General features: G+C 67.1%; 14 protein-coding genes. 9 read left to right on the forward strand and 5 right to left on the reverse strand.

Annotated features, from left to right (window positions below; translation table 11 throughout):
- Positions 1-159: 159 nt before the first annotated feature.
- Positions 160-1,599 (forward strand): FAD-binding oxidoreductase, encoded by a 1,440-nt coding sequence (locus tag ACFWVD_RS25545; protein WP_379247053.1) that lies wholly within the window; start codon positions 160-162, stop codon positions 1,597-1,599.
- On the forward strand, positions 1,596-2,921 hold the full coding sequence (locus ACFWVD_RS25550; RefSeq protein ID WP_379246925.1) for a class I SAM-dependent methyltransferase: 1,326 nt from the start codon (positions 1,596-1,598) through the stop codon (positions 2,919-2,921). Before ACFWVD_RS25545 ends, ACFWVD_RS25550 begins: the two co-directional genes overlap by 4 nt.
- Positions 2,922-2,956: 35 nt before the next feature.
- Here ACFWVD_RS25550 and ACFWVD_RS25555 read toward each other — a convergent pair whose 3' ends face one another.
- Positions 2,957-6,496, reverse strand: coding sequence for a protein kinase (locus ACFWVD_RS25555; protein ID WP_379246927.1), 3,540 nt, complete (start codon positions 6,494-6,496; stop codon positions 2,957-2,959).
- A 359-nt stretch (positions 6,497-6,855) separates the two neighbouring features.
- Here ACFWVD_RS25555 and ACFWVD_RS25560 point away from each other — a divergent pair, with 359 nt between their 5' ends.
- On the forward strand, positions 6,856-7,173 hold the full coding sequence (locus tag ACFWVD_RS25560; protein ID WP_379247055.1) for a YbaB/EbfC family nucleoid-associated protein: 318 nt from the start codon (positions 6,856-6,858) through the stop codon (positions 7,171-7,173).
- Complete coding sequence (gene recR, locus ACFWVD_RS25565; protein WP_379246929.1) at positions 7,173-7,781, forward strand: recombination mediator RecR; 609 nt, start codon at positions 7,173-7,175, stop codon at positions 7,779-7,781. Before ACFWVD_RS25560 ends, recR begins: the two co-directional genes overlap by 1 nt.
- A 3-nt stretch (positions 7,782-7,784) precedes the next feature.
- Here the strand turns inward: recR and ACFWVD_RS25570 are convergent, their stop codons facing one another.
- A complete protein-coding gene (locus ACFWVD_RS25570) occupies positions 7,785-8,426 on the reverse strand; it encodes a hypothetical protein (protein ID WP_379246931.1) in 642 nt (213 codons plus the stop codon).
- Positions 8,427-8,576: 150 nt separating this feature from the next.
- Here ACFWVD_RS25570 and ACFWVD_RS25575 point away from each other — a divergent pair, with 150 nt between their 5' ends.
- The 5 genes from ACFWVD_RS25575 to ACFWVD_RS25595 all read left to right on the forward strand — a co-directional run bounded on the left by ACFWVD_RS25575 (position 8,577) and on the right by ACFWVD_RS25595 (position 19,186).
- Positions 8,577-12,920, forward strand: a complete 4,344-nt coding sequence (locus ACFWVD_RS25575; protein ID WP_379246933.1) for a transglutaminase family protein — start codon at positions 8,577-8,579, stop codon at positions 12,918-12,920.
- Positions 12,921-13,004: 84 nt separating this feature from the next.
- On the forward strand, positions 13,005-16,214 hold the full coding sequence (locus tag ACFWVD_RS25580) for a circularly permuted type 2 ATP-grasp protein (RefSeq protein WP_379246935.1): 3,210 nt from the start codon (positions 13,005-13,007) through the stop codon (positions 16,212-16,214).
- Positions 16,211-17,107, forward strand: a complete 897-nt coding sequence (locus ACFWVD_RS25585; RefSeq protein ID WP_379246937.1) for a transglutaminase N-terminal domain-containing protein — start codon at positions 16,211-16,213, stop codon at positions 17,105-17,107. The genes ACFWVD_RS25580 and ACFWVD_RS25585 overlap by 4 nt, the downstream gene beginning before the upstream one ends.
- Positions 17,108-17,110: 3 nt before the next feature.
- The gene (locus tag ACFWVD_RS25590; RefSeq protein WP_379246939.1) at positions 17,111-18,178 is read left to right on the forward strand and encodes a putative zinc-binding metallopeptidase; all 1,068 of its coding nucleotides are present in this window, start codon (positions 17,111-17,113) and stop codon (positions 18,176-18,178) included.
- A 132-nt stretch (positions 18,179-18,310) separates the two neighbouring features.
- Positions 18,311-19,186: a bile acid:sodium symporter family protein gene (locus ACFWVD_RS25595; RefSeq protein ID WP_379246941.1), complete on the forward strand. Its 876-nt coding sequence runs from the start codon at positions 18,311-18,313 to the stop codon at positions 19,184-19,186.
- Here ACFWVD_RS25595 and ACFWVD_RS25600 read toward each other — a convergent pair whose 3' ends face one another.
- Genes ACFWVD_RS25600 through ACFWVD_RS25610 form a run of 3 tightly spaced genes read right to left on the reverse strand, consistent with a single transcriptional unit; the run spans position 19,187 to position 21,881 of the window.
- On the reverse strand, positions 19,187-19,915 hold the full coding sequence (locus ACFWVD_RS25600; protein WP_379246943.1) for an ABC transporter ATP-binding protein: 729 nt from the start codon (positions 19,913-19,915) through the stop codon (positions 19,187-19,189). It lies immediately after the preceding gene.
- Positions 19,916-19,953: 38 nt separating this feature from the next.
- On the reverse strand, positions 19,954-21,012 hold the full coding sequence (locus ACFWVD_RS25605; protein ID WP_379246945.1) for a glycine betaine ABC transporter substrate-binding protein: 1,059 nt from the start codon (positions 21,010-21,012) through the stop codon (positions 19,954-19,956).
- Positions 21,009-21,881 (reverse strand): ABC transporter permease, encoded by an 873-nt coding sequence (locus tag ACFWVD_RS25610; protein WP_379246946.1) that lies wholly within the window; start codon positions 21,879-21,881, stop codon positions 21,009-21,011. The genes ACFWVD_RS25605 and ACFWVD_RS25610 overlap by 4 nt, the downstream gene beginning before the upstream one ends.
- Positions 21,882-21,934: the final 53 nt, after the last annotated feature.

Here is a 21,934-nt window from a genome sequence, read left to right on the forward strand (position 1 = left end):
GGACGATATATCTCGACCGGGTTACATCCTGCCCTGTGCCAGTGCGGATCACCCGGCCAGGTTGCGGCGGCGGAGAAACATGTGCGTGACATTTTGTCGCGGCGCGCAAGTAACCGGTGGCCCAGCGGTCAGGCTCGTACTAGCGTCGAGGGGGTGGCAGTGAGTCTTTTGGGTAGGGCTGGTCACGAACCGGCCGCGCGCGAGTCCGGATATGCCGCGCATCGAGCGGGGGTGAAGCGACTGCTGGACAGCTATCGCGCCATCCCTTCCGGTGCCGTCGTCCGACTGGCGAAGAAGACGTCGAACTTGTTCCGAGCCAGGGCGGCATCCACCGCGCCCGGGCTGGACGTGTCGGGCCTGGGGCAGGTGATCGCGGTAGACCCCGAAGCGCGCACGGCCGATGTGGCGGGCATGACCACCTATGAGGACCTGGTGGCGGCCACCCTCCCGTACGGGTTGGCGCCGCTGGTGGTGCCCCAGCTCAAAACCATCACCCTGGGCGGCGCGGTGACCGGCCTCGGCATCGAATCGACCTCGTTCCGCAACGGTCTACCCCACGAATCCGTGCTGGAAATGGACATTCTGACCGGCGCGGGCGAGATCATCACCGCGACCCCGACCGGCGAGAACGCCGACCTGTTCCACGGGTTCCCCAACTCCTACGGAACCCTCGGCTATGCCGTCCGCCTGAAGATCGAGCTCGAACCGGTCTTGCCGTTCGTCGAACTGCGGCACGTGCGTTTCCACAACCTGCGCGACATGGAAGCCGCGCTCGCCCGCATCGTCGAGGAACGTCGGTACGACAACGAGGATGTCGACTACCTCGACGGCGTGGTGTTCAGCGCCGGCGAAAGCTACCTGACGCTGGGTCGCAAGACCGACGAACCGGGCCCGGTCTCCGACTACACCGGCATGGACATCTTCTACCGCTCTCTGCAGCACGCCGACGGCGTGAAACGCGACCGACTGACCATCGCCGACTACCTGTGGCGCTGGGACACCGACTGGTTCTGGTGTTCGCGCGCCTTCGGGGCGCAGAACCCGAAGATCCGTAGGCTCTGGCCGAAGTCGCACCGTCGCAGCAGTTTCTACTGGAAATTGGTCGCGCTGGACCGCAAGCACCACATCGGCGACCGCCTGGAGGCCCGCAAAGGCAACCCCCCGCAGGAACGCGTCGTGCAGGACATCGAGGTCCCTGTGCAACACACCGCCGACTTCGTCGAGTGGTTCCTGCGGGAAATACCGATCGAGCCGATCTGGTTGTGCCCATTGCGGTTACGTGCCGTCGATGACCCCGCTACGGAGAACGTGCGTCCGTGGCCGCTGTACCCGCTCGAACCGCAACGCACGTACGTCAATGTCGGATTCTGGTCGGCGGTGCCGACCAAGCGAGGTCAACCGGAAGGGGCGGCCAACCGCGCGATCGAGAAGATCGTGTCCGCGTTCGACGGACACAAGTCGCTGTACTCGGACTCCTACTACGACGAGGCCGAGTTCGCCCAGCTGTACGGCGGCGACACCTACACCGAACTCAAGAACCGTTACGACCCGGACCAACGACTGCTGAATCTGTATTCGAAGGCGGTGCAACGCAAGTGACGACATTCAAGGACCGAACTGACAAGGCCGTCGGCCTATCCGAACTGGGGACCCGGCTCACGATCGCGGAGGTATTCGAAACCCTCGTGAACGGCGATGTCCCGGTCCGCCTGACCGCCTACGACGGCAGCGCGACCGGACCGCAGGACGCGCCCTACACCCTCGAGATCAAAACCCCGCGCGGCATCAACTACCTGGCGGGTGCCCCCGGCGACCTCGGCATGGCGCGCGCCTACATCGCCGGCGACATGGTCGCCGACGGCGTGCACCCCGGCGACCCGTATGACCTGCTGAAAGCCATGCAGGGCATGAAGTTCCATCGCCCGTCGGCCCTGTCATTGGTGACGATCGCGCGCTCGCTGGGCTGGGAACGGCTCAAACCGATCGCGCCGCCGCCGCAGGAGACGCTGCCGCGCTGGCGCCGGATCGCGCTGGAAGGCTTACGCCACTCCAAGACTCGCGATGCCGAGGCGATCCACCACCACTACGACGTGTCCAACAAGTTCTACGAGTACGTGCTCGGCCCGTCGATGACCTACACCTGCGCGGTCTACGGCGACGAGAACTGGACGCTCGAGCAGGCACAGGAGAACAAGTACCGGCTGATCTTCGACAAGCTGCGCCTGAAAGAAGGCGACCGACTGCTCGACATCGGCTGCGGCTGGGGCGGCATGGTCCGGTACGCGGCACGACGCGGCGTGCACGTGATCGGGGCGACACTGTCGGCCGAGCAGGCCGCGTGGGCGCAGCAGAAAATCGCTGAGGAAGGCCTGAGCGAGCTGGCGCAGGTCCGGCACAGCGACTACCGCGACCTCCCCGAGGGTGAATTCGACGCGGTGTCCTCGATCGGCCTCACCGAGCACATCGGCGTGCACAACTACCCGTACTACTTCGGCTTCATCAAGGACAAGCTGCGCGACGGCGGCCTGTTCCTGAACCACTGCATCACCCGCCACGACAACACCCGCACCACCAAAGCCGGCGACTTCATCGACCGCTACGTCTTCCCCGACGGCGAACTGATCGGCTCCGGCCGCATCGTCTCCGAGGCCCAGAACATCGGCCTCGAGGTACTGCACGAGGAGAACCTGCGCGAGCACTACGCCCTCACGCTGCACGAATGGTGCAAGAACCTGGTCGAAAACTGGGACGCCTGCGTCGACGAGGTCGGTGAGGGCACCGCGAAGGTGTGGGGCCTGTACATGGCGGGCTGCCGACTGGGCTTCCAACGCAACGTGGTGCAGCTGCATCACGTGCTCGGCGTGAAGTTGGGTCCGGACGGAACCTGGGATGTGCCGTTGCGACCTTGGTGGACGCCTTAGCTTGTTGCCGAGAACCGCGGCGCCAGCCGCAAAAATTACAGCAGTTGGTCGAGGAAGTGACCGGGTAAGGCCTGCAGGATCGGGTGGTCCTGCCCGTCATGGGATTGCGTGCGCAACACGTGGAGCAGGCCCACGACCCCCGGGCCCGCGTCCAACAGCGGTCTGGTCCAGCCGAGTTCGGCGCAGGTGCGCAGGACCGGCAGCACCAGCCCGGTGGCTTCCCCGACCCATCCCGCCGACGCCAGGCACTCGGCCAGCAGCAGGGTCGCGTCCAATTCCGCACGGGGGCGGTTCTGTTCGAGTGTCTGCGCGTAGATCACCCTGGCGTGCCGGGCCGCGCGATCGTCGGCGCGTAGGCGCTGCTCGGACAGCAGTACCCGGATGTCGGCGATGGCGCGCGCCTCGGTGATCAGCGCGGGGGCGCCCTTCTTGCTACGACGCACGCCATTGCCGGACGTGTCCGGTGCGAAGTTGTCGGGACCGGTGGGCAGCCCGAGTCGGGACCGCTCGGCGCGGACATGGGCGTCCAGGCGGGCCAGGTTGTTCTCCGCGGCCACCCGCGCGCCTTCGTCGAGCCGGGCCGAGGCCGTGTACTGGTCGCCGAGCGCGGCCTTCACCCTGGCCCCGATCACGAACGTCGCGATCAGGAAGTCGACCGGCCCGACCCTGGTCACCAGCTCGTGACTCTCATCGAGTAGTCGATCAGCCGCCGCCAGATCACCGCGGCGATAGGCCAACTCGCCCAGTAGAGCGGCTGCGACACGGGCGGCGTCCGAATGCGGGCCGGCTCGCTGCCGCGCGGTTTCGTAGGCCTGCTCGAAACAGTCGGTGGCAGTAGCGATATCGAGCTGCTCGTAGGCAGAATCGCCCAGCGCGCAGAGGCCGAACACCGGACCGAGCGGGTCCTTCGACTGTGCGTGATAGTCCGCCGCCCAGTCCTGCAACTGCGTCACCGCGGCGAAATCGAACTCGCACAGTCGAACGAACGACATCAAGTTCGCGGCAGTGGAAACCGTCCAGACGGGCAGGTCGTTCGGCTGCGCCACCAGGGAGGCGAGCCGGTCGGCCACCTCGGCGGTGTCATCATGCGCCACCCGATCCGCCGCATCCAACACCGTTGCCGCAGACCGCTGTTCGGACGCCTCCGGCCCGTCTGGCGAGCTGCGCGCCAGCAGGTTCGACAACCGACCCAGCGCACTGCGCGCCGACCCCGTTTGCTGCATGTTCATATTCGCCCGAGCCACCGCCATCAACAGCTTCGACCGCGAAGTCACCTGTTGCACAGGCAGTTTCGACACGCTGCTGAGCAGGGTAGCCAGCCGCGACCCATCGATCAGATCCATGCCACCGCTTTCGAGCAGATCGGCGGCCAGCTTGAGATCGGTCGCCGCCAGCGCGTGATCCACCGACTTCCGCAACGACTGATGCTCGGCATACCAACGAGCCGCCCTGCGGTGCAACACTTTCGAACGCCCCGGATGCTCGCGTTCCAGCCGCGCACGCAGATGCTCGGCGAACAACGGCTGCATCCGATACCACTCCGGATCATGCTGAACCCGATGCAGAAATAGCTCCCGTTGCTCGGACTGTTCCAGCATCGCCGCGCCGTCGGGCACATCGGCGAGCAGCCCGGCCAGCGAACCGTTCACCCGCTCGACCACCGAGATCGCCATCAGGAACTCCAACTGCTGCGGCGCCAACGCGTCGAGCACGTTCTCCGCCAGATACTCCCGCATCCCGTGCCCGCCTTCGGCCAGCGAACTGAGCAGCTGCGCCGGGTCGGCCTTTCCGCGCAGCGTCAGGCTCACCAGTTGGATCGCGGCGGGCCAGCCGTCGGTGGCGGTGTGGATCTGCTCGATCTGCTCGTCGGTGAGCGCGAAACCGTTGCGCTCCACCAGGATCTGCCGGGTTTCCGATTCGGTGAGGCGCAACGCGGCGGCATCCAACTCGACCAGTTCGTCGCGCACCCGCAACCGGCTGATCGGCAGACCGGCCTGATCACGGCTCGTGATGACGAAACGCACATGGTGACAACCGTTGTCGAGCAACGCCGCCATCGCCCGATGCACGCCGGGGTCGCGCACGCGATGCCAGTCGTCCACCACGATCACCACCGGTTCGCCGCTGGCGTGGATCTCGTCGATCAGTTTCGCGATCACGTAGGCGACCGCGTCGGCGGGACGTTCCTCCAGCACCTGCTCGAGGCCCGCGCCGACATCGGGGCGCACGCGGCGGATGGCTTCGATGAGGTGCGCCAGGAACCAGATCTCGCTGTCGTCGTCCTGGTCGACACCGAGCCAGGCGACCGGAATGTCGCGAGTGGACAGGTCAGCGCGCCATTGGGTGGCGACGGTGCTCTTACCGAATCCGGCGGGGGCGTGGATCAGGGCGAGGCGGCGCTGACCTCCGTCGCGCAGGACGTCGAGCAGGCGTTGCCGGGGGAACGGTTCACGGGCAGGGGTCGGCGGGCGGAATTTGGTGGCGGCCGTGGGCGGCAGGGTGCCGGTGGTGGTGCTGGGCATGGGCACCGAGGCGCCCGCCGGTTGCAGCGTCAACGGCCAACTGCGATGGCCGGTCACCGATTTCAGCGCGTGAGGCACCTCGTCGGTGGTGTCCGTGGAGTCCAGCAGTGCCATTTCGTCGGGCATCTGCCCGTGCGCGCGCTGGACCTCGCGCAACAGTTCGCCGAATTCGTAGGCCGAGGCGGGACGGTCCGCCGGATCAGGGGACATGGCCCGTTCGATCACCGCGGCCACGTCGCCGGGGATGTCCTGGGCGCGTAAGTCGGGGACGTGCTGGGTGGTGATGCGCAGGAACTGGGCGACCACCTTCTCGCCGGTGTGGCGTTCGAACGCGGCGTGGCCGGTGAGCAGGGCGAACAGGGTCGCGCCCAGCCCGTAGACATCAGACCGCACGGTCGGTTCATAACCTTTGAGAACCTCCGGCGCGGTGAACGCGGGCGACCCGGTGATCAGACTGCTCGACGTCTGGAACCCGCCGGGAATCCGTGCGATGCCGAAGTCGGTGAGCTGCGGTTCGCCGTAACCGCTGATCAGCACGTTCGCCGGTTTCACATCCCGGTGCAGGATCCCCGCGCGATGCGCCGACTCGATCGCCGCGGCCAACTTCACCCCCGCGCGCAGGGTATCCGCCCAGGTCAGCGGTCCGCGATCGTGGATGAGCCGTTCCAGCGAGCCGCGCGAGCAGTACGGCATCACGATCAGCGGCAGCCCCGTCTCGGTCACGTCGACCTGCAGGATGTCGACGATATTCGGGTGCCCCGACAGCCTGCCCATCGCCTGTTCCTCGCGCAGAAACCGCTCCCGGCTCTCCACATCGATCTCCGAGGACAGCACCTTCACCGCGACGGCCCGATCCAGCGCCGGTTGTAAAGCCCGGTACACAACCCCGAACCCGCCCCGCCCGATCTCCTTGGCCCCCGTCAACCCCATGACGTCGAGTTCCGCGATCACCGCCTCGTCCGGCTCCCCCGGAGCCACCGTCCGCTGCGTGTTCAATCCCCCGGCCGCCGCCTCGGAGTGCCCGCGCTGCAACCGCGTCGGCTCCGGATCCATGTGACCACCTCTCGACAATCGGTGTCACCGGCGTTTCAGTCGGTATGCGGCGGCCGAAACCGACCATGCCGCACATATCCAAGCTAGCGCGATCGAGCATCTATCGGGTGGAGATTCGACGCTGTGGCGGCAACGGTTATCCCAACCGCCGCACCCGACGCCTACGACTAAACTGACAACACAACGCGCCCATCCCCGTTCCCACGGTTTTCGGCCGCCTCGCACCCGAGGGGCGAGACGGAACGTCGAAGGCGCAGTATCGTCCCTCGGGTGTGAGGCCCTCAGGGCCGAAAACCCCCGCGGCCCCGGCCGCCAGATAACACAGGAGTGTTGTGCAACCCGGTGATGGTCAGTTCGATATGCAGGCACTGCTGGCTCAGGCTCAGCAGATGCAGCAGGCAGTGATGCAGGCGCAGGCCGAGCTCTCCGAGACCTCGGTGTCGGGTCAGGCCGGTGGCGGTCTGGTGCAGGCCACGATCAAGGTCAGTGGCGAGGTGACCGCGCTGACGATCGATCCGAAGGTGGTCGATCCCGCCGATGTCGACGGTCTGCAGGACCTGGTCATCGGGGCGATCAACGATGCGATGGCCAATGCGCAGCAGCTCGCGGCCGAGCGTCTCGGTCCGCTGTCGCAGGGACTCGGTGGCGGTTCGATGCCCGGTCTGCCCGACTTCTGATGTATGAGGGGCCGGTACAGGATCTGATCGACGAGCTGGGCAAGCTGCCCGGCGTCGGTCCGAAGAGCGCACAGCGCATCGCTTTTCATCTGCTGCAGGTGGAGCCGCCGGAGATCGACCGGTTGCAGGCCGCCTTGCAGAAGGTGCGCGACGGCGTGCAGTTCTGCGCGTCGTGCGGGACGGTCGCCGACGGTGAGCTGTGCCGGATCTGTGCCGACCCGCGCCGCGACCGCACGATGATCTGTGTGGTCGAGGAGCCAAAGGATGTGCAGGCGATCGAGCGCACCCGCGAGTTCCGTGGTCGGTACCACGTGCTCGGCGGTGCGCTCGATCCGCTCAGCGGTGTCGGGCCCGACCAGTTGCGGATTCGGGAGTTGTTGACCCGCATCGGCAATCAGGAGGACGGCATCGATGTGAGCGAGGTGATCATCGCGACCGACCCCAATACCGAGGGCGAGGCCACCGCCACCTACCTGGTGCGGATGTTGCGCGATTTCCCCGGACTCACCGTGACGCGGTTGGCGTCGGGTCTGCCGATGGGTGGCGATCTGGAATTCGCCGACGAACTGACATTGGGTCGCGCGCTGTCGGGTCGACGGACGCTGTAGGGACTAGATCTCCACGCGCGACCAGGTCACGTCGCTGCCCATGTCGGGTTTGCCGTTGGCCCAGTCCCAGATGATGCTCGCGACCTGCGCCGGATCGTCCAGGGTGGTGCCGAAATGCCGGTCGGGGGCGCCGTCGCGGTATTCCAGGGTGTACGGGCCGCTGGGGTCGCGGTAGGTCTGGATGTAGCGCTGCTCGCCCTGCTCGACGATCAGGTACGGGTTGGGGGCGGCCAGGCCCGCGACCCAGCGGTGCGCCAATTCCTCGGTGAGATAGGGGAATTCGCCCGCGCCGCCGTGCGTGACGTTGATCGGGATGTGTCCGGCCGGGTCGATCAGCCAGGTCAGCTGCGGGTCGTAGACGGCGTATCCGAGGGGCGTGGCCAGGTCGAACAGCAGGTTGCGTACGAAGCCGATGGCGTCGTACGGCGAGGGGACGTAGAGCGTGTCGCCGCTGGGGCCGCCCACCGTCGCGATGCTGAGGAACGAGTCCTCCTCGGGCAGTTCGGCATTGCGCGCGTTCAGTTCGGCGGCGATCCGCGCGATCGGCTCGGACTCGGGTAGGCCCTCCTGGGCGGCCAGGTACGCGTCGATTTCGTCGACGGAGCTGGCGACGCCGGACGGCAGCAGGATGTGGTCGTAGCTCACCTGCTTCACCCTACGGGCAGCGGGTTCGCCCGCCATCTATGCGGGTCCGCGGCTCGCGCTATTACCAGCGTGTTTCGAAACGGGTGCCCGTCGGGAAACTCAGGTTTCGTCAGCCCGCGCCGTGTCGGTGGTGTGTGGTCCACTGGGTGAATGGGCATCAAGGTGTCACTCGAGCACCGCACGGCATACTCGTTCGATCGTCTCGTCGAGGTGCATCCGCATGAAGTGCGGTTGCGTCCTGCGCCGCATTCGCGGACACCGATCGAGGCGTATTCGTTAGAGGTGTCGCCTGCGGACCACTTCGTCAACTGGCAGCAGGACGCGTTCGGCAATTTCGTTGCGCGGCTGGTGTTTCCGACGCCGACCAAGGAGTTGTCGATCACCGTCGGGTTGATCGCGGACCTCGAGGTGGTGAACCCGTTCGACTTCTTCATCGAGGATTACGCGGAGTTCATCCCGTTCGAGTACGACGCGGCCCTGGCCGAGGATCTCGCGCCCTATCTGCGGCGTGTCGACGAGGACGGGCCGGGCAGTGGGCCGGGGGAGTTGCTGCAGGACTGGGCGCGGGTGCACCGGCCGCAGGGGCGTATCCGGGCCATCGACTATCTGGTCGAACTGAACTACGCGCTGCGCAACAGCGTGGATTACACCGTGCGCATGGAAGCCGGTGTGCAGACGCCGGATCACACGTTGCGCACCGCGCTGGGGTCGTGCCGTGATTCGGCGTGGTTGCTGGTGGGGGTGTTGCGCGAGCTGGGGTTGGCGGCGCGGTTCGTTTCCGGGTATCTGGTGCAGTTGACGTCGGATGTGCCGTCGCTGGACGGGCCTTCGGGGCCGACCGCGGACTTCACCGATCTGCACGCTTGGACCGAGGTGTATCTGCCCGGTGCGGGGTGGGTCGGGATGGATCCCACGTCCGGTCTGTTCGCGGGTGAGGGGCATATTCCGCTCGCGGCGACCCCGCATCCCGGCGCCGCTGCTCCGATTACGGGCGCGACCGGGATCACCGAGGCGACACTGGATTTCAGTAATGTGGTGCGGCGGATTCATGAGGACCCGCGAGTCACGTTGCCGTACACCGAGTCTCAATGGGAACGGATCGTCGCCTCCGGTGCCGCGATCGATGCGCGGATGGCCGCGGCCGATGTGGGGCTGACGATGGGTGGCGAGCCGACGTTCGTGTCCGTCGACGACCAGGTCAGCGCGCAGTGGACCACCGATGCCGACGGTGCGCACAAGCGTGAGCGTGCGGTCGACCTCAGCGACCGGTTGCGGTCGATCTACGCGCCGACCGGGATCGTGCAGTATCGCCAGGGCAAGTGGTATCCGGGAGAACCGTTGCCGCGCTGGGAGATCGCGATCGCGTGGCGCGCCGATGGGGAGCCGATCTGGACGCGGCAGGATTTGCTCGCTGATCCGTGGACGCCGGTTGCGCGCAGCGTGGCGCGTTCGAACGGGTACGCGCCTGCGGGGGCCGAGGTCGCGTCGGCTGTTGTCGCGTTGGGGTTGGCTGATGACGGCGATGATTCCGTCGATGAGCAGCGGTGGGCGTCGGATTCGGTGTCGGTGCTCGATGCGCCTCGTACGGCCGTGGCCGACAGGGTTTCCGCCGGTCCGGTCGATATGGTCGCGGTGTTCGATGCGCGGCGTCGCGTCGGTGGGGGTGAGGTCGCTGCCGCGGTCGTCGCGTTGGGGCTTGCCGATGATGGGGAGACACAGGGGGTCGGTGGCGATGTGCTCGAGATGGTCGATCCGGGCGGAGTGGGTGATGTCGCCGGGGCGGTGATCGCGCTCGGTCTCGCGGGTGGGGCGGATGCGCCGGGTGAGATGTTCGGGACGGTCGCGCCGACGCCGCCGGATCGGGGTGCGGTGGCTGCCGCGGTGGTCACGATGGGCTTGGCCGATGAGGCGGACTCCGATGCGCGTGACCGCGATGCGAGTGACCGCGATGCGCGTGACCGCGATGCGCATGACCGCGATGCGGGCGACCAACCTGCGAGCGGGCTTACTGCCGACCTCGGCGATCGCCTAGCTGCCGATGTCGGCGATCACGCGGTCGCGGCGGAGTCGGCGGTCGAGGCGGGTTACATCCCCGATTCGGACGTCCAGTCGGTGGAGTTCGAGGACGGGCCGGTGTTGATCGACGAGCCTGTCGGTCTGGTCGAGGCCGAACATCGTCGGCCGACGGAGGCGCAGCAGGCGTGTGCTGATGCCGGTGGTTCTGTTCGCCCGGCGAAGAAGGCCAAGGTGTCGGAGAAGGCCGACAAGAAGGCCAAGTCCGCCGCACGGAAGGGGCTAGGGAAGAAGAAGTTGCGGGGGAAGAAGGCGAAGGCCGCGGCGAAAGAGGCTGCGGCGAAGGGGATTCGCGCTACGGAGTCGCCGCAGCAGAACTCGGCTGCGGGGGTGATTCCGGATCGGGCGCCTGCCGCAGATATCGATGCGGCCAGGGCGCTGATCGCGGAGATCGCCGGCACGCTCGGGCTGCCGGAGGGGCAGGTGCGGCCCGCCTTCGAGGATCCGTTGGCGCGGTTGGCGGCGACGGTGAGTGCGCCTTATGGGGATCCGCCTGTTGCCGATATCGATCCCACGGAGGACTCGCCCGAGGTTCGGCGGGTGTTGCTCGAGACGTTGGAGGAGTCGGTGGACCGGCCTTCGGCGTATGTGTTGCCGATTCACCGGCGCGCCGACGGGGCGGGTTGGGCCAGTGCTGATTGGCAGTTGCGGCGTGGGCGCAGTGAGGACGGGACGGGGCGGATTGTCCTCGCGGATGGGGATTCGCCTGCGGGACTGCGGCTTCCGATCGGGTCGGTATCGTGGCACGCGCCGCCGGTGCTGCCCGACAGCGATCCGTTGTATCAGAAACCGTTGTCCGGCAAGCGGTCCGAGCCGCCTGCCGCGGTGGAGCCGGCTGATTTCACGCCGACGACCGCGCTGGTGGCCGAGGTCAGGCAGGGGCGGTTGCATGTGTTCCTGCCGCCGGTTACCGAGCTGGACGATTTCCTCGATCTGATCGCCAAGGTCGAGGCTGCGGCGGTGGCGATCGGGCAGCCGGTGGTGTTGGAAGGATACGCACCGCCCAGTGACGCACGGCTGCACACCTTTTCGGTGACGCCGGACCCTGGCGTGATCGAGGTGAACATCATGCCGACCAGCTCGTTCGCCGAGCAGGCGCAGGTGTTGAACACCCTGTACGAGCAGGCCAGGCTGGCGCGGTTGAGCACCGAGTCGTTCGATGTGGACGGCACGCACGGCGGCACCGGCGGCGGTAACCACATCACCCTGGGTGGGGTCACGCCCGCGCGTTCGCCGATGTTGCGTCGTCCGGATCTGCTGGTGTCGATGCTCACCTATTGGCAGCGACACCCCGCGCTGTCGTACCTGTTCTCCGGGCGTTTCATCGGACCGACCTCGCAGGCACCCCGCGCCGACGAGGGTCGCGAAGACGCGCTGTACGAACTCGAGATCGCCTTCGCCGAGGTCGCGCGATTGTCCGCCGAGCAGTCCGACGGTTCAACGCCCTCGGAAATCCGTTCGGCGCCTTGGCATATCGACCGGGCGCTGCGGCATCTGCTCACCGACCTCACCGGCAACACCCACCGTGCCGAGTTCTGCATCGACAAGCTGTACAGCCCCGATTCCGCGCGGGGCCGGCTCGGGCTGCTGGAACTGCGCGGTTTCGAGATGCCGCCGCATTTCCAGATGGCGATGGTGCAGTCGTTGCTGGTGCGTGGTCTGGTCGCCATGTTCTGGGACAAGCCGTTGCGCGCGCCGCTGATCCGGCACGGTGCCAACCTGCACGGGCGCTATCTGCTGCCGCACTTCCTGATGAACGACATCGCGGAAGTGGCCGCCGACCTGCGCGCGGCAGGCGTGGACTTCGATACCGCGTGGCTGGACCCGTTCACCGAGTTCCGGTTCCCGCGCATCGGCACCGCGATGATCGGCGAGGCGGAACTGGAACTGCGCGGCGCGATCGAGCCGTGGCTGACGCTGGGTGAACAGACCACCGGACAGGGCACCGCCCGGTACGTCGACTCGTCGGTGGAACGCCTGCAGGTGCGACTGGTCGGCGCCGATCGCGGCCGGTACGTGCTGACCTGCAACGGCATGCCCGTCCCGCTGCTGGCCACCGACAAATCCGACGTCCAGGTGGCGGGCGTGCGGTACCGCGCCTGGCAGCCGCCGAACTCGCTGCACCCGACGATCACCGTCGACGCGCCGCTGGTATTCGACCTGGTAGACGTGGCAACGGGCATCTCCCGCGGCGGCGCCACCTATCACGTCGTGCACCCCGGCGGCCGCGCCTACGACGACGCTCCCGTCAACGCCGTGGCCGCGCAGTCGCGCCGCAACCGCCGGTTCGAGGCGGCCGGACATACGGTGAATCCGATGGATCCCGCCGAACTCCGTGCGAAGATCGCGGCGCAGTCGACCGATGTCGGCGCACCAGGCATCCTGGACCTACGCCGCGCGCGAACCGTGTGGGGCCGCTAGGCGAGAGATTTCGGGTGAGTGCGCGGGCCCTCCACGGGTAGGCGGTCTTTGTCGGGTTGGCCGCGAAAATTACAGGAGGCTCGGGTGGTGCGCGACGAAGCGCTGGGGGACGGGTCGACGACGGGCGTGCGCGCAGCGGTGGCTGAGCAGTTCGCGCGGTATCGGGCCGAGAGCAAGACGCAGGCCCGGTTCGACGAGTGCGGGCGGCCGACCACGGGCTACTACGACGAGTTGGTCGACGGTCGTGGCCGGGTGCGGTCGATGTGGTCGGAGCTGTCGGCGGACTTCGTCGACCAGGGAATCGGCGGCATCGACCGGATCGACCATCGGGTGCGCAGGCAGATCGAGGACGACGGTGTCACCTACACCGAGGTCGGTCTCGGTGGCGACGACGACACCGCCATCCCGCAGCCGTGGCGCCTGGACCCGATTCCGTTGCTGGTGTCCGCGGAGGACTGGACCCGCCTGGAAACCGGGCTCGTCCAGCGTTCGCGGGTGCTCGACGAGGTGCTCACCGATGTGTACGGCCCGCGCAGGCTGCTGAATTCCGGTCTGCTGCCGCCGGAGGTGGTGTTCGGCAGTACCGGGTACGTGCGGGCCGCGCACGGCATCACCATTCCCGGCAACCATCAGCTGTTCCTGCACGCCTGCGACATCAGCCGCTGGAGCGACGGGCAGTTCCGGGTGCTGGCCGACTGGGCGCAGGCGCCGTCGGGGGCCGGGTATGCCCTGGCCGATCGGCGGGTGGTGGCCGCGGCCATTCCCGAAGCGTTCGAGCACGCGGGTCCGCGTCCGCTGACGCCGTTCGCGCGGGCGATGCGGTTGATGCTCGAGGAGGCGGCGCCGGAACTGGCCGACGGGGAAGAGCCCGTCGTGGTCGTGCTCAGCCCCGGCTCGCACTCCGAAACCGCGTTCGACCAGGCCTATCTCGCGCAGATGCTCGGTTTCCCGCTGGTCGAGAGCGCTGATCTGGTGGTGCGCGACGGCGCGCTGTGGATGCGGTCGCTGGGCAGTTTGGAGCGGGTCGATGTGGTGTTGCGGCGCGTGGACGCCGAGTTCTCCGACCCGCTAGATCTGCGGCCGGATTCCCGGCTCGGGGTGGTCGGGCTGGTGGAAGTGCTGCGCCGCGGTGCGGTGACCGTGGTCAATACGCTGGGTAGTGGGCTGTTGGAGTCGCCCGCGCTGAGCCCGTTCCTGCCGCGCATCGCCCGCTCGGTACTGGGGGAGGAGCTGCTGCTCGAAGCCACCCCGAGCTACTGGGGCGGCGACGACACCGAACGTTCGCATCTGGTCTCGCACGTCGGTGACCTGGTGATCCGCTCCGCGGTGGACGGTTCGACGATCTTCGGGCCGAGTCTGTCCGCGGCGGAACGTACCGATCTCGCCGCGCGGATCGAGGTCGAGAAGTGGAAGTGGATCGGGCAGGAACCCGCCGAGTTCTCGGTCGCGCCCGCGGTCGACGGTCCGGCCGGGTTGGCGCCCGCGCCGGTGGGGATGCGGTTGTTCTCACTGGCCAGGCGTGGTGGTTACACGGCGATGTCGGGCGGGCTCGGCCAGCAGCGGATGCGGTTGGAACCCACCCGCAGCGTGATCAAGGTGGCCGCCAAGGATGTGTGGGTGCGCGCGGCCCCGGCCACGGTGCCTGCTGTGAGTTCCGAAGCGCCGCACGAGGAACGGTTGCGCAGGGCGGTGCCGGTCGTCGAGGCGATCAGTTCGCCGCGTGTGCTGAACGACCTGTTCTGGATGGGGCGGTACAGCGAACGGGCTGAGTCGGTGGTTCGCCTGCTGGCGGCTACGCACGACGTCTATCAGGATTACCGCTATCGGCCGTGGCTGGATGGTGCGGAGGCGTTGCCGATTCTCATGCGGGCGTTGTCGATCACGACCGGGACGGTCGCGCCGCAGTCGGTGCTGCCGAACGGAATCGGCAATGTCGGGCTAGCCCCGGTGCGCTCATCCTCTGACGATGTCGACTTGTTCGAGGCCGATGAGGTCGCATCCGAAGATGAAGTCGAACAACACGATTCGACGCTGGTGGCTGATTCGAGCGGGTCGTCCTCACGGCAAACTTCGTCGGCACACGCCGATGCTGAACCTGATGCCGTGCGACAGGAGTCGCCAGCGGCCCCGCCGCCGCTGCAGTCCGCTGGACAAAGTCAATCCACAGGGCAAGGTCAGTCCGCGGGGCAGAGCCAGTCCGCGGGGCAGAGCCAGTCCGCAGGGCAGAGCCAGTCCGCGGGGCAGAGCCAGTCCGCGTCGAGGTCCGAGCGGGACGCCGGAGAGGATGAGGCCGAGGCGCCGTGGGAGCGGGCGGGGACGAGTGCGCTCGCGCGTGCCCTGCGCACCACAGGTGTCACTGCTGAGCGGGGCGTCGAGCCGGAACCGGAGCCAGTCGTCACTCGGTCGCGGCAGACGCAGGGTCAATTCACCCATCGCGCAATGGATTCCAGCGGTCAGGACGGTGTGGCCGCGCGCAGGGCCGTCGCGGGTGCTTCCGCGGAAGGTTTCCAGTACCTTGCCTCGCTGACCGGCAACCGCGAACTACCAGGGTCGCTGTCATACGCGGTCGATCACTACGGGTCCGCCGCGCGTGCGGTCCGTGATCAGCTGTCAGGTGACACCTGGATGATCGTCGGCGCGGTCGACCGTGCGCTGGCTGAATTCCGCAGCGCCAGTACGGAACAGGAGACCGCGCTGTCGGCCGTGCATTCACTGACACTGGCCGCACTACTGTCCCTGTCCGGCATCGGCGCCGAGTCGCTGGTGCGCGACACCGGCTGGTACGTCATGGATATCGGCAAGCGCATCGAACGCGGCCTGGCCGTGACAGCGCTGATCAATGCCACGCTCGGCCGGGAGAGTTCGCCCGAGGCGCAGGGTGTGGTCGCGGAAGCCGTACTCACCGCGACCGAATCGGCGGTGAGTTACCGTCGCCGCCACCGTGGTTCGGCACACGTGGCCGCGCTGGCTGGCCTGCTGCTGTTCGACGCGGGCAACCCTCGTTCGCTGATCTACCAGCTCGACCGTCTCGAAGCCGACTTCCAAGCTCTCCCAGGCGGTTCCGGCGCATCCCGCTCACACCGACTGCTCGCCGACGCCCAGCGGATGTTGCGTCGCGTGGACCCGGCCGACCTGGAACACACCGACGACGGCGGCGTCCGGACCGAACTGGTGGAACTCCTAGAAGGTGTGCACTTGCGACTACGCAAGCTGGCCGAATCGTTCGAGACCACCAAACTGGCTGTGCCACTGGGTATTCAACCGCTGTGGGGTAACACCAGGATGGTCGGATGACCCGCCGATACATGGTGGTGCACCGCACCACCTACAGCTACTCCGACGAGGTGACCAGTTCCTACGGCCGCGCCTATCTCACCCCGCGTGAATACCCCGGCCAGCGCCTGCTCGAACACGAGATCTACATCGACCCGGTGCCTTCGGACCGCTCGATCGGCACCGACGTCTACGGCAACACCACCACGTATTTCCATGTGACATCGGAACATCGGAACCTCGAGGTCACGGGCGAATCCCTGGTCGATGTCGACGGCGAACATCCGTCGAACATGCCAGGTGCCGATATGCCTTGGGAGGCAGCACGACCCACTATCGCCACCGGCCCACTCGCCATCGAGTTCACTCTCGATCTTCTCCCGCCCGAGATCACTCCTGACGTAATTGCCTACGCCGCAGAGAGTTTCCCGCCGGGCAGACCGCTGCTGGAAGCCGTCACCGAGCTGAACACGCGCATCCACCACGACTTCCAGTACCGCTCGGGCTCGACAACGGTGAGCACCAGCGTCGCCGACGTGTTCGCCGCCCGCGAAGGCGTCTGCCAGGACTTCGCCCGCATCGGCGCCGCCTGTCTGCGCTCGCTGGGTCTGGCCGCCCGCTACGTCTCCGGCTACCTCGCCACCGACCCGCCGCCGGGCAAGGAACGCATGGTGGGCGTGGATGCCACGCACGCCTGGGCGGCGGTGTGGTTGCCCGGCCTCGACGAGACCGACCGCACCGGTCGCTGGATCGCCTTCGACCCCACCAACGACCAATTCGCCGACGAGCGCTACGTGACCGTGGCCTGGGGGCGCGATTACCAAGATGTTCCGCCGCTGCGTGGCATCATCTACACCGACGCTAAGCAGTCCACGATCAAGGTCTCAGTCGATGTAGCCCCGGTGGAGGTGTAGTCCGTGCGTGATTTCGTCTGCCCGAATTGCGGTCAGCAGTTGGCCTTCGAGAACTCTGTGTGCCTATCGTGCCGCAGCGCACTAGGTTTCAGCGTGAGCGAGCGGGCGCTGGTGGTGATCGGCGACCCGCCCGGCGACGACGCGATCGATCACGCGGCGGGTGTCGTGGATGCCGACCGATTCCGGTTGTGCGACAACTTGCATGTAGCGCAATGCAATTGGCTCGTCGATGGTCACGTCGATGGCCCGGCACTGTGCCTGTCGTGCAGGCTCACCAGAACCAGACCCAACGATTCCGACAAAGAAGGACTGGTCGCCTTCGCCGAAGCGGAAACGGCCAAGCGGCGGTTGATCTTCGAACTGGTCGAACTCGGACTGCCGATCGTGGGCCGCGACGAAGATCCCCAGCACGGACTGGCGTTCGATCTGCTGTCCAGCCGCACCGACGGCGTGCTCACCGGGCACGTCGACGGCGTGGTCACCCTGGACCTGGCCGAGGCCGACGACCCGCATCGCGAGCAGTTGCGCATCGAGATGGCCGAGCCGTACCGCACCCTGCTCGGTCACTTCCGGCACGAGACCGGGCACTACTACTTCCCGGTGCTCGTCTCCGATGACACTGCGCTGCAACGCTTCCGCGATCTGTTCGGCGACCCTTTCGCCGACTATCAGGCGGCGCTGGACCGCCACTACTCCCAGGGTGCGCCCGCGGGCTGGAAACGCAACTACGTCTCCTCCTACGCGACCATGCACGCCGCCGAGGACTGGGCCGAGACCTTCGCCCACTACCTGCACATCCGCGACACCCTCGACACCGCCGCCGCCTTCGGTCTCGCCCCGGCGGGTGCGACGCTGGATCGCCCGCAGGTCGGCCGGGCGGGCTTCGACAAGATCATCGAACTGTGGCTGCCGCTGGCCTGGCAGCTGAACATGGTGAACCGTTCGATGGGCCGCGACGACCTGTATCCGTTCGTGCTGCCCGAGCCGGTGCTCGAGAAGATGCGCTTCGTGCACGACCTGTGCACCGGCAGTCATGCGCCCGCGCCGGAGGTCGTCGCCTCCGCGCAGTAACACATCGTCGGGCAGTAATGCGTCGCTGATTTTCCTGCGACCGGGCTCACAGTCAGCTACCCTCCGATATTGAGACCATCGCGTCTCAATTCGGGTCGGCTCCTCGGCTCGGACTGCTCGACGAGGATGGCTATGAACTCTCCCCTGGTATCGGTCGGTCTACCGTTGGCGCTGGCGGTGATCATGTTCGGGCTCGGCCTGTCGCTGACCACCGCCGACTTCACCCGCATCGCGAAAACCCCGCGCATCGTCGCCATCGCGCTGGTCTGTCAGCTACTCGTGCTGCCGGTGGTCGCCTTCGGCCTGGTGCTGCTGTTCGATCTGACGCCGATTCTGGCCGTGGGCATGATGCTGCTGGCGGCCTCGCCCGGCGGCACCACCGCCAACCTGTTCAGTCACCTGTTCCGCGGTGACGTGGCACTGAACGTGTCGCTGACCGCGGTCAACTCCATCATCGCCGTGGTCACGGTGCCCGTGGTGACCAACTTCGCCATCGGCTACTTCCAGCCCGCGGGCGAGGACGGCTCGGTCGGCCTGCAGCTGACCAAGGTGATCCAGGTGTTCGCCATCGTGCTGGTGCCGGTAGGCCTTGGCATGCTGGTGCGGCGCTGGTCGGCGGCGTTCGCGGACCGGATGGACAAGCCGGTACGCATCGGTTCGGCGATCACGCTGCTGCTGGTGATCCTGGGCACCATCGCCAGCGAGCGCGAGGCGCTGGCCAACGACATCGCCGAGGTCGGCGGCATCACCGTGGTGTTCTGCCTGCTCAGCCTGACCGCCGGGTACTACCTGCCGCGCCTGCTCGGAGTGGCCGACCGTCAGTCGATCGCTTGCTCGTTCGAGGTCGGCATCCACAACAGCACGATCGCCATCACCATCGCGATCAGCGTGCTCGGCAGCACCGAAATGGCCGTTCCAGCAGCGATTTACGGTGTGTTGATGTTCCCGATTGCAGCTGTGTTCGGCTATGTCATCTCGCGCAAAAAGGAACCCGTTGCGGCCCAGTAGTTATCGATGCGCCGCGTAGATGTGACGAGCCAATTCGTCACGTAGCGCACTGAATTCGGGATGGGCGCGCAGTGCCGCGAATTCCGCCCCGGCTTTGAAGGTGGGCGTCACGTCGTGCACGATGCGTCCCGGCTCGGTACCCATCACCAGAATGCGGGTACCGAGCAGGATCGCTTCGTCGATGCCGTGCGTGACGAACAGGACGGTGTTGCGGCGTTCGCGCCACAGGGCGACCAGTTCGCGCTGCAGGCGTTCCCTGGTCAGCGCGTCGAGGGCGCCGAAGGGCTCGTCCATGAGGACGATGCTCGGGTCGTTGATCAACACGCGAGCGATCTGGGCACGCTGCTGCTGGCCGCCGGACAGTTCATAGGGTTTACGGTCGCCGAGCTGGTCCAGACCGACCAGCTCGAGCAACCGCTGCGCTTCGGTGCGACGCGTATTCTTCGGTACCCCAAGAACTTTGGGCCCGAACTCGACATTGCCGCGAACGGATAGCCACGGGTAGAGGTTCGCCTGCTGGAACACCACCCCGCGATCGTGGTCGGGCCCGTCGATCACCCGATCGCCGATGCGCACCTCGCCCGAAGTCGGTGGCAGGAATCCGGCGAGGATATTCAGCAGGGTGGACTTGCCGCAGCCGGAAGGGCCGATGACACAGACGAATTCGCCGGGTTGGATGATCAGATCGGTCGGCGCGAGCACCTCGATCTCGCCATAGCTCTTGCTCACCCCACTCAGTGTCACCCGTTCGGTCACCGGCCCGGCGGTCACGAGCTCGCGCCTGCGGCGGGCGTGGCGGTGATGCCGTCGCGGTACTGCTGCTCGGTGCCCACGGCGGCAATTCCGCCCTGGCTCAACAGGAATCGCGCGGTGCCGGTGAGGTCCGCGCTGAAACCGCCACCTAGGTATTTCGGTCCGGCCTGCTCGGCGGCGGGCAGGTACTGGTAACCCGCCAGCTGTAGGACCACCTTATCGGGGGCGATGCCCAGCTGCGCGCCGATCGACACCGCGGCTGCCGCCTGGTCTGTCTTCAACTGGCCGACCGCGTAGTCCTGCACCTTGGCCCATGTCTTGGCGAAGGCGGCGTTGTCGGCGAGGAACTTCTTGTCGGCGATCGCCAGGTCATAGGTGGGGGCGCCGGCCGCGGCGGTGTCGGCACTGCTGGTGAGCACCGTGCCGCCGACCTCGGTGAGCTTGGACAACGTCGGGTCCCAGACCCACGCGGCATCGATCTGATTGCCTTGCCACGCACCGGGGATCGCGTCCGGCTGCAGGTTGATCAGGTCCACCTTGCCGGTGAGTCCGGCTTTGTCCAGTGCGGCCAGCAGGCTGTAGTGCGAGGTGGAACCGAACGGCGTGGCCACCTTCTTCCCGACCAACCCGGTCAGCGCCGTGATCGACTTGTCCCGCACCACAAGCGATTCCGACGTACCGATCACATCGTGGATCCACACCACCTGCACGGGCAGGTTCAACGGCGCCGACAGTGCCTTGGTCGCCGGGCTCGAGCCCAATGTGCCGATGTCGAGACTGCCCGCGCCGAACGCCTGCACCACATCGCCGCCGGAGGCGAACTGACTCCAGGTGATCTTCGCGTTGGGCAGGCACGCCTGCAGCAGGTTGCGGTCCTTCACCAGCAGGTCACCGTTGGGAATGGCCTGGAAGCCGAGGCGCACGGTGCTGGTGACACTGGGGTCCGCGGCGAACGGGCAGCTCGCGGCGGCGCCGGTGTCCTCGCGTCCCGATTCCACGCAACCGGCGGTGACCGCGAGCACGGCGGACAGGGCGGCCGAGGTCGCGACGACCTTGCGCAGGGCGATATTCATGATTTGCCTTTCCACGGAACAGCTTTGGTGCCCACGAACGCGATGGCCGCGTCCAGCAGCATGGCCGCCACGCCGATCACGATGATGCAGGCGATGGTCAGCGGGGTATTCAGTTGCGTGCCTGCGATATACGCCAGGCCGCCGATGCCGGGGATGCCGTTGTTGAGTTCGGCCGCCACGACCGTTGTCCAGGCGAAAGCCGTCGCGATCCGAATGCCGTTGATGACATTCGGGAGGGTCGCGGGCAGCACGACCAGCGAAATGACCTGTGCGCGACTGGCTCCCAGCGAGCGGGCGGCATTCAGATAGTCCTGTTTGACGCTGGTGACGCCGTCGAGCGTCGCGATGACGATCGGCGGGAACGCGGCAAGGAACAGCAGCCAGATCTTGGAGGTGTCGCCGATGCCGAACCACACGATCAGCAGGCCGATATAGCCCAGTGGCGGCAGGGCGCGCAGAAAGTTCAGGATCGGTTCGGTCAGCCAGCGCACCGGCGCGACCATCCCCATCACGAACCCCACCGGCGGCCCGAGCAACACCGCCGCGCCCACGCCGATCGCGATCCGCTGCAGGCTCGCCAGCAGGTGTTCCCACAGGTAATAGTTCTGCTCGCCGACCACGAAGCGGTCCACGCCGTCGGCGATGCGATGGGTGGAGTTGGCGCGCACGAACGCGTCCCACACCGCGCGCGGCGACGGCAGATACAGCGGATCGACCAGCCCGACCGCGGTCACCACGGTCCAGCCCAGCAGCACCAGGGCCAGCGCGGCCAACCCGGCCACGACCGGCCCGCCGCGCCGCGGTGACTTCGCCGCCGCGGGCTTCGAACGGGTCGCGTCAGCGGCGGTGGCCGATACCACTGCGGTCACCCCAGCACTCCTCACCTAGCAGTGCCACGGCGGCACTGTGAGGCGAACGCTAT

This window comes from Nocardia sp. NPDC058666, from assembly GCF_042714895.1.
Lineage (GTDB): Bacteria > Actinomycetota > Actinomycetes > Mycobacteriales > Mycobacteriaceae > Nocardia.

What these genes read in the sequence shown, in the direction of transcription:
- ACFWVD_RS25555 (WP_379246927.1), bottom strand. Translation starts at nt 6,496, where the DNA reads ATGGATCCGGAGCCGACGCGGTTGCAGCGCGGGCACTCCGAGGCGGCG.
- ACFWVD_RS25575 (WP_379246933.1), top strand. Translation starts at nt 8,577, where the DNA reads ATGGGCATCAAGGTGTCACTCGAGCACCGCACGGCATACTCGTTCGAT.
- ACFWVD_RS25595 (WP_379246941.1), top strand. Translation starts at nt 18,311, where the DNA reads ATGAACTCTCCCCTGGTATCGGTCGGTCTACCGTTGGCGCTGGCGGTG.
- ACFWVD_RS25585 (WP_379246937.1), top strand. Translation starts at nt 16,211, where the DNA reads ATGACCCGCCGATACATGGTGGTGCACCGCACCACCTACAGCTACTCC.
- recR (WP_379246929.1), top strand. Translation starts at nt 7,173, where the DNA reads ATGTATGAGGGGCCGGTACAGGATCTGATCGACGAGCTGGGCAAGCTG.
- ACFWVD_RS25560 (WP_379247055.1), top strand. Translation starts at nt 6,856, where the DNA reads ATGCAGGCACTGCTGGCTCAGGCTCAGCAGATGCAGCAGGCAGTGATG.
- ACFWVD_RS25605 (WP_379246945.1), bottom strand. Translation starts at nt 21,012, where the DNA reads ATGAATATCGCCCTGCGCAAGGTCGTCGCGACCTCGGCCGCCCTGTCC.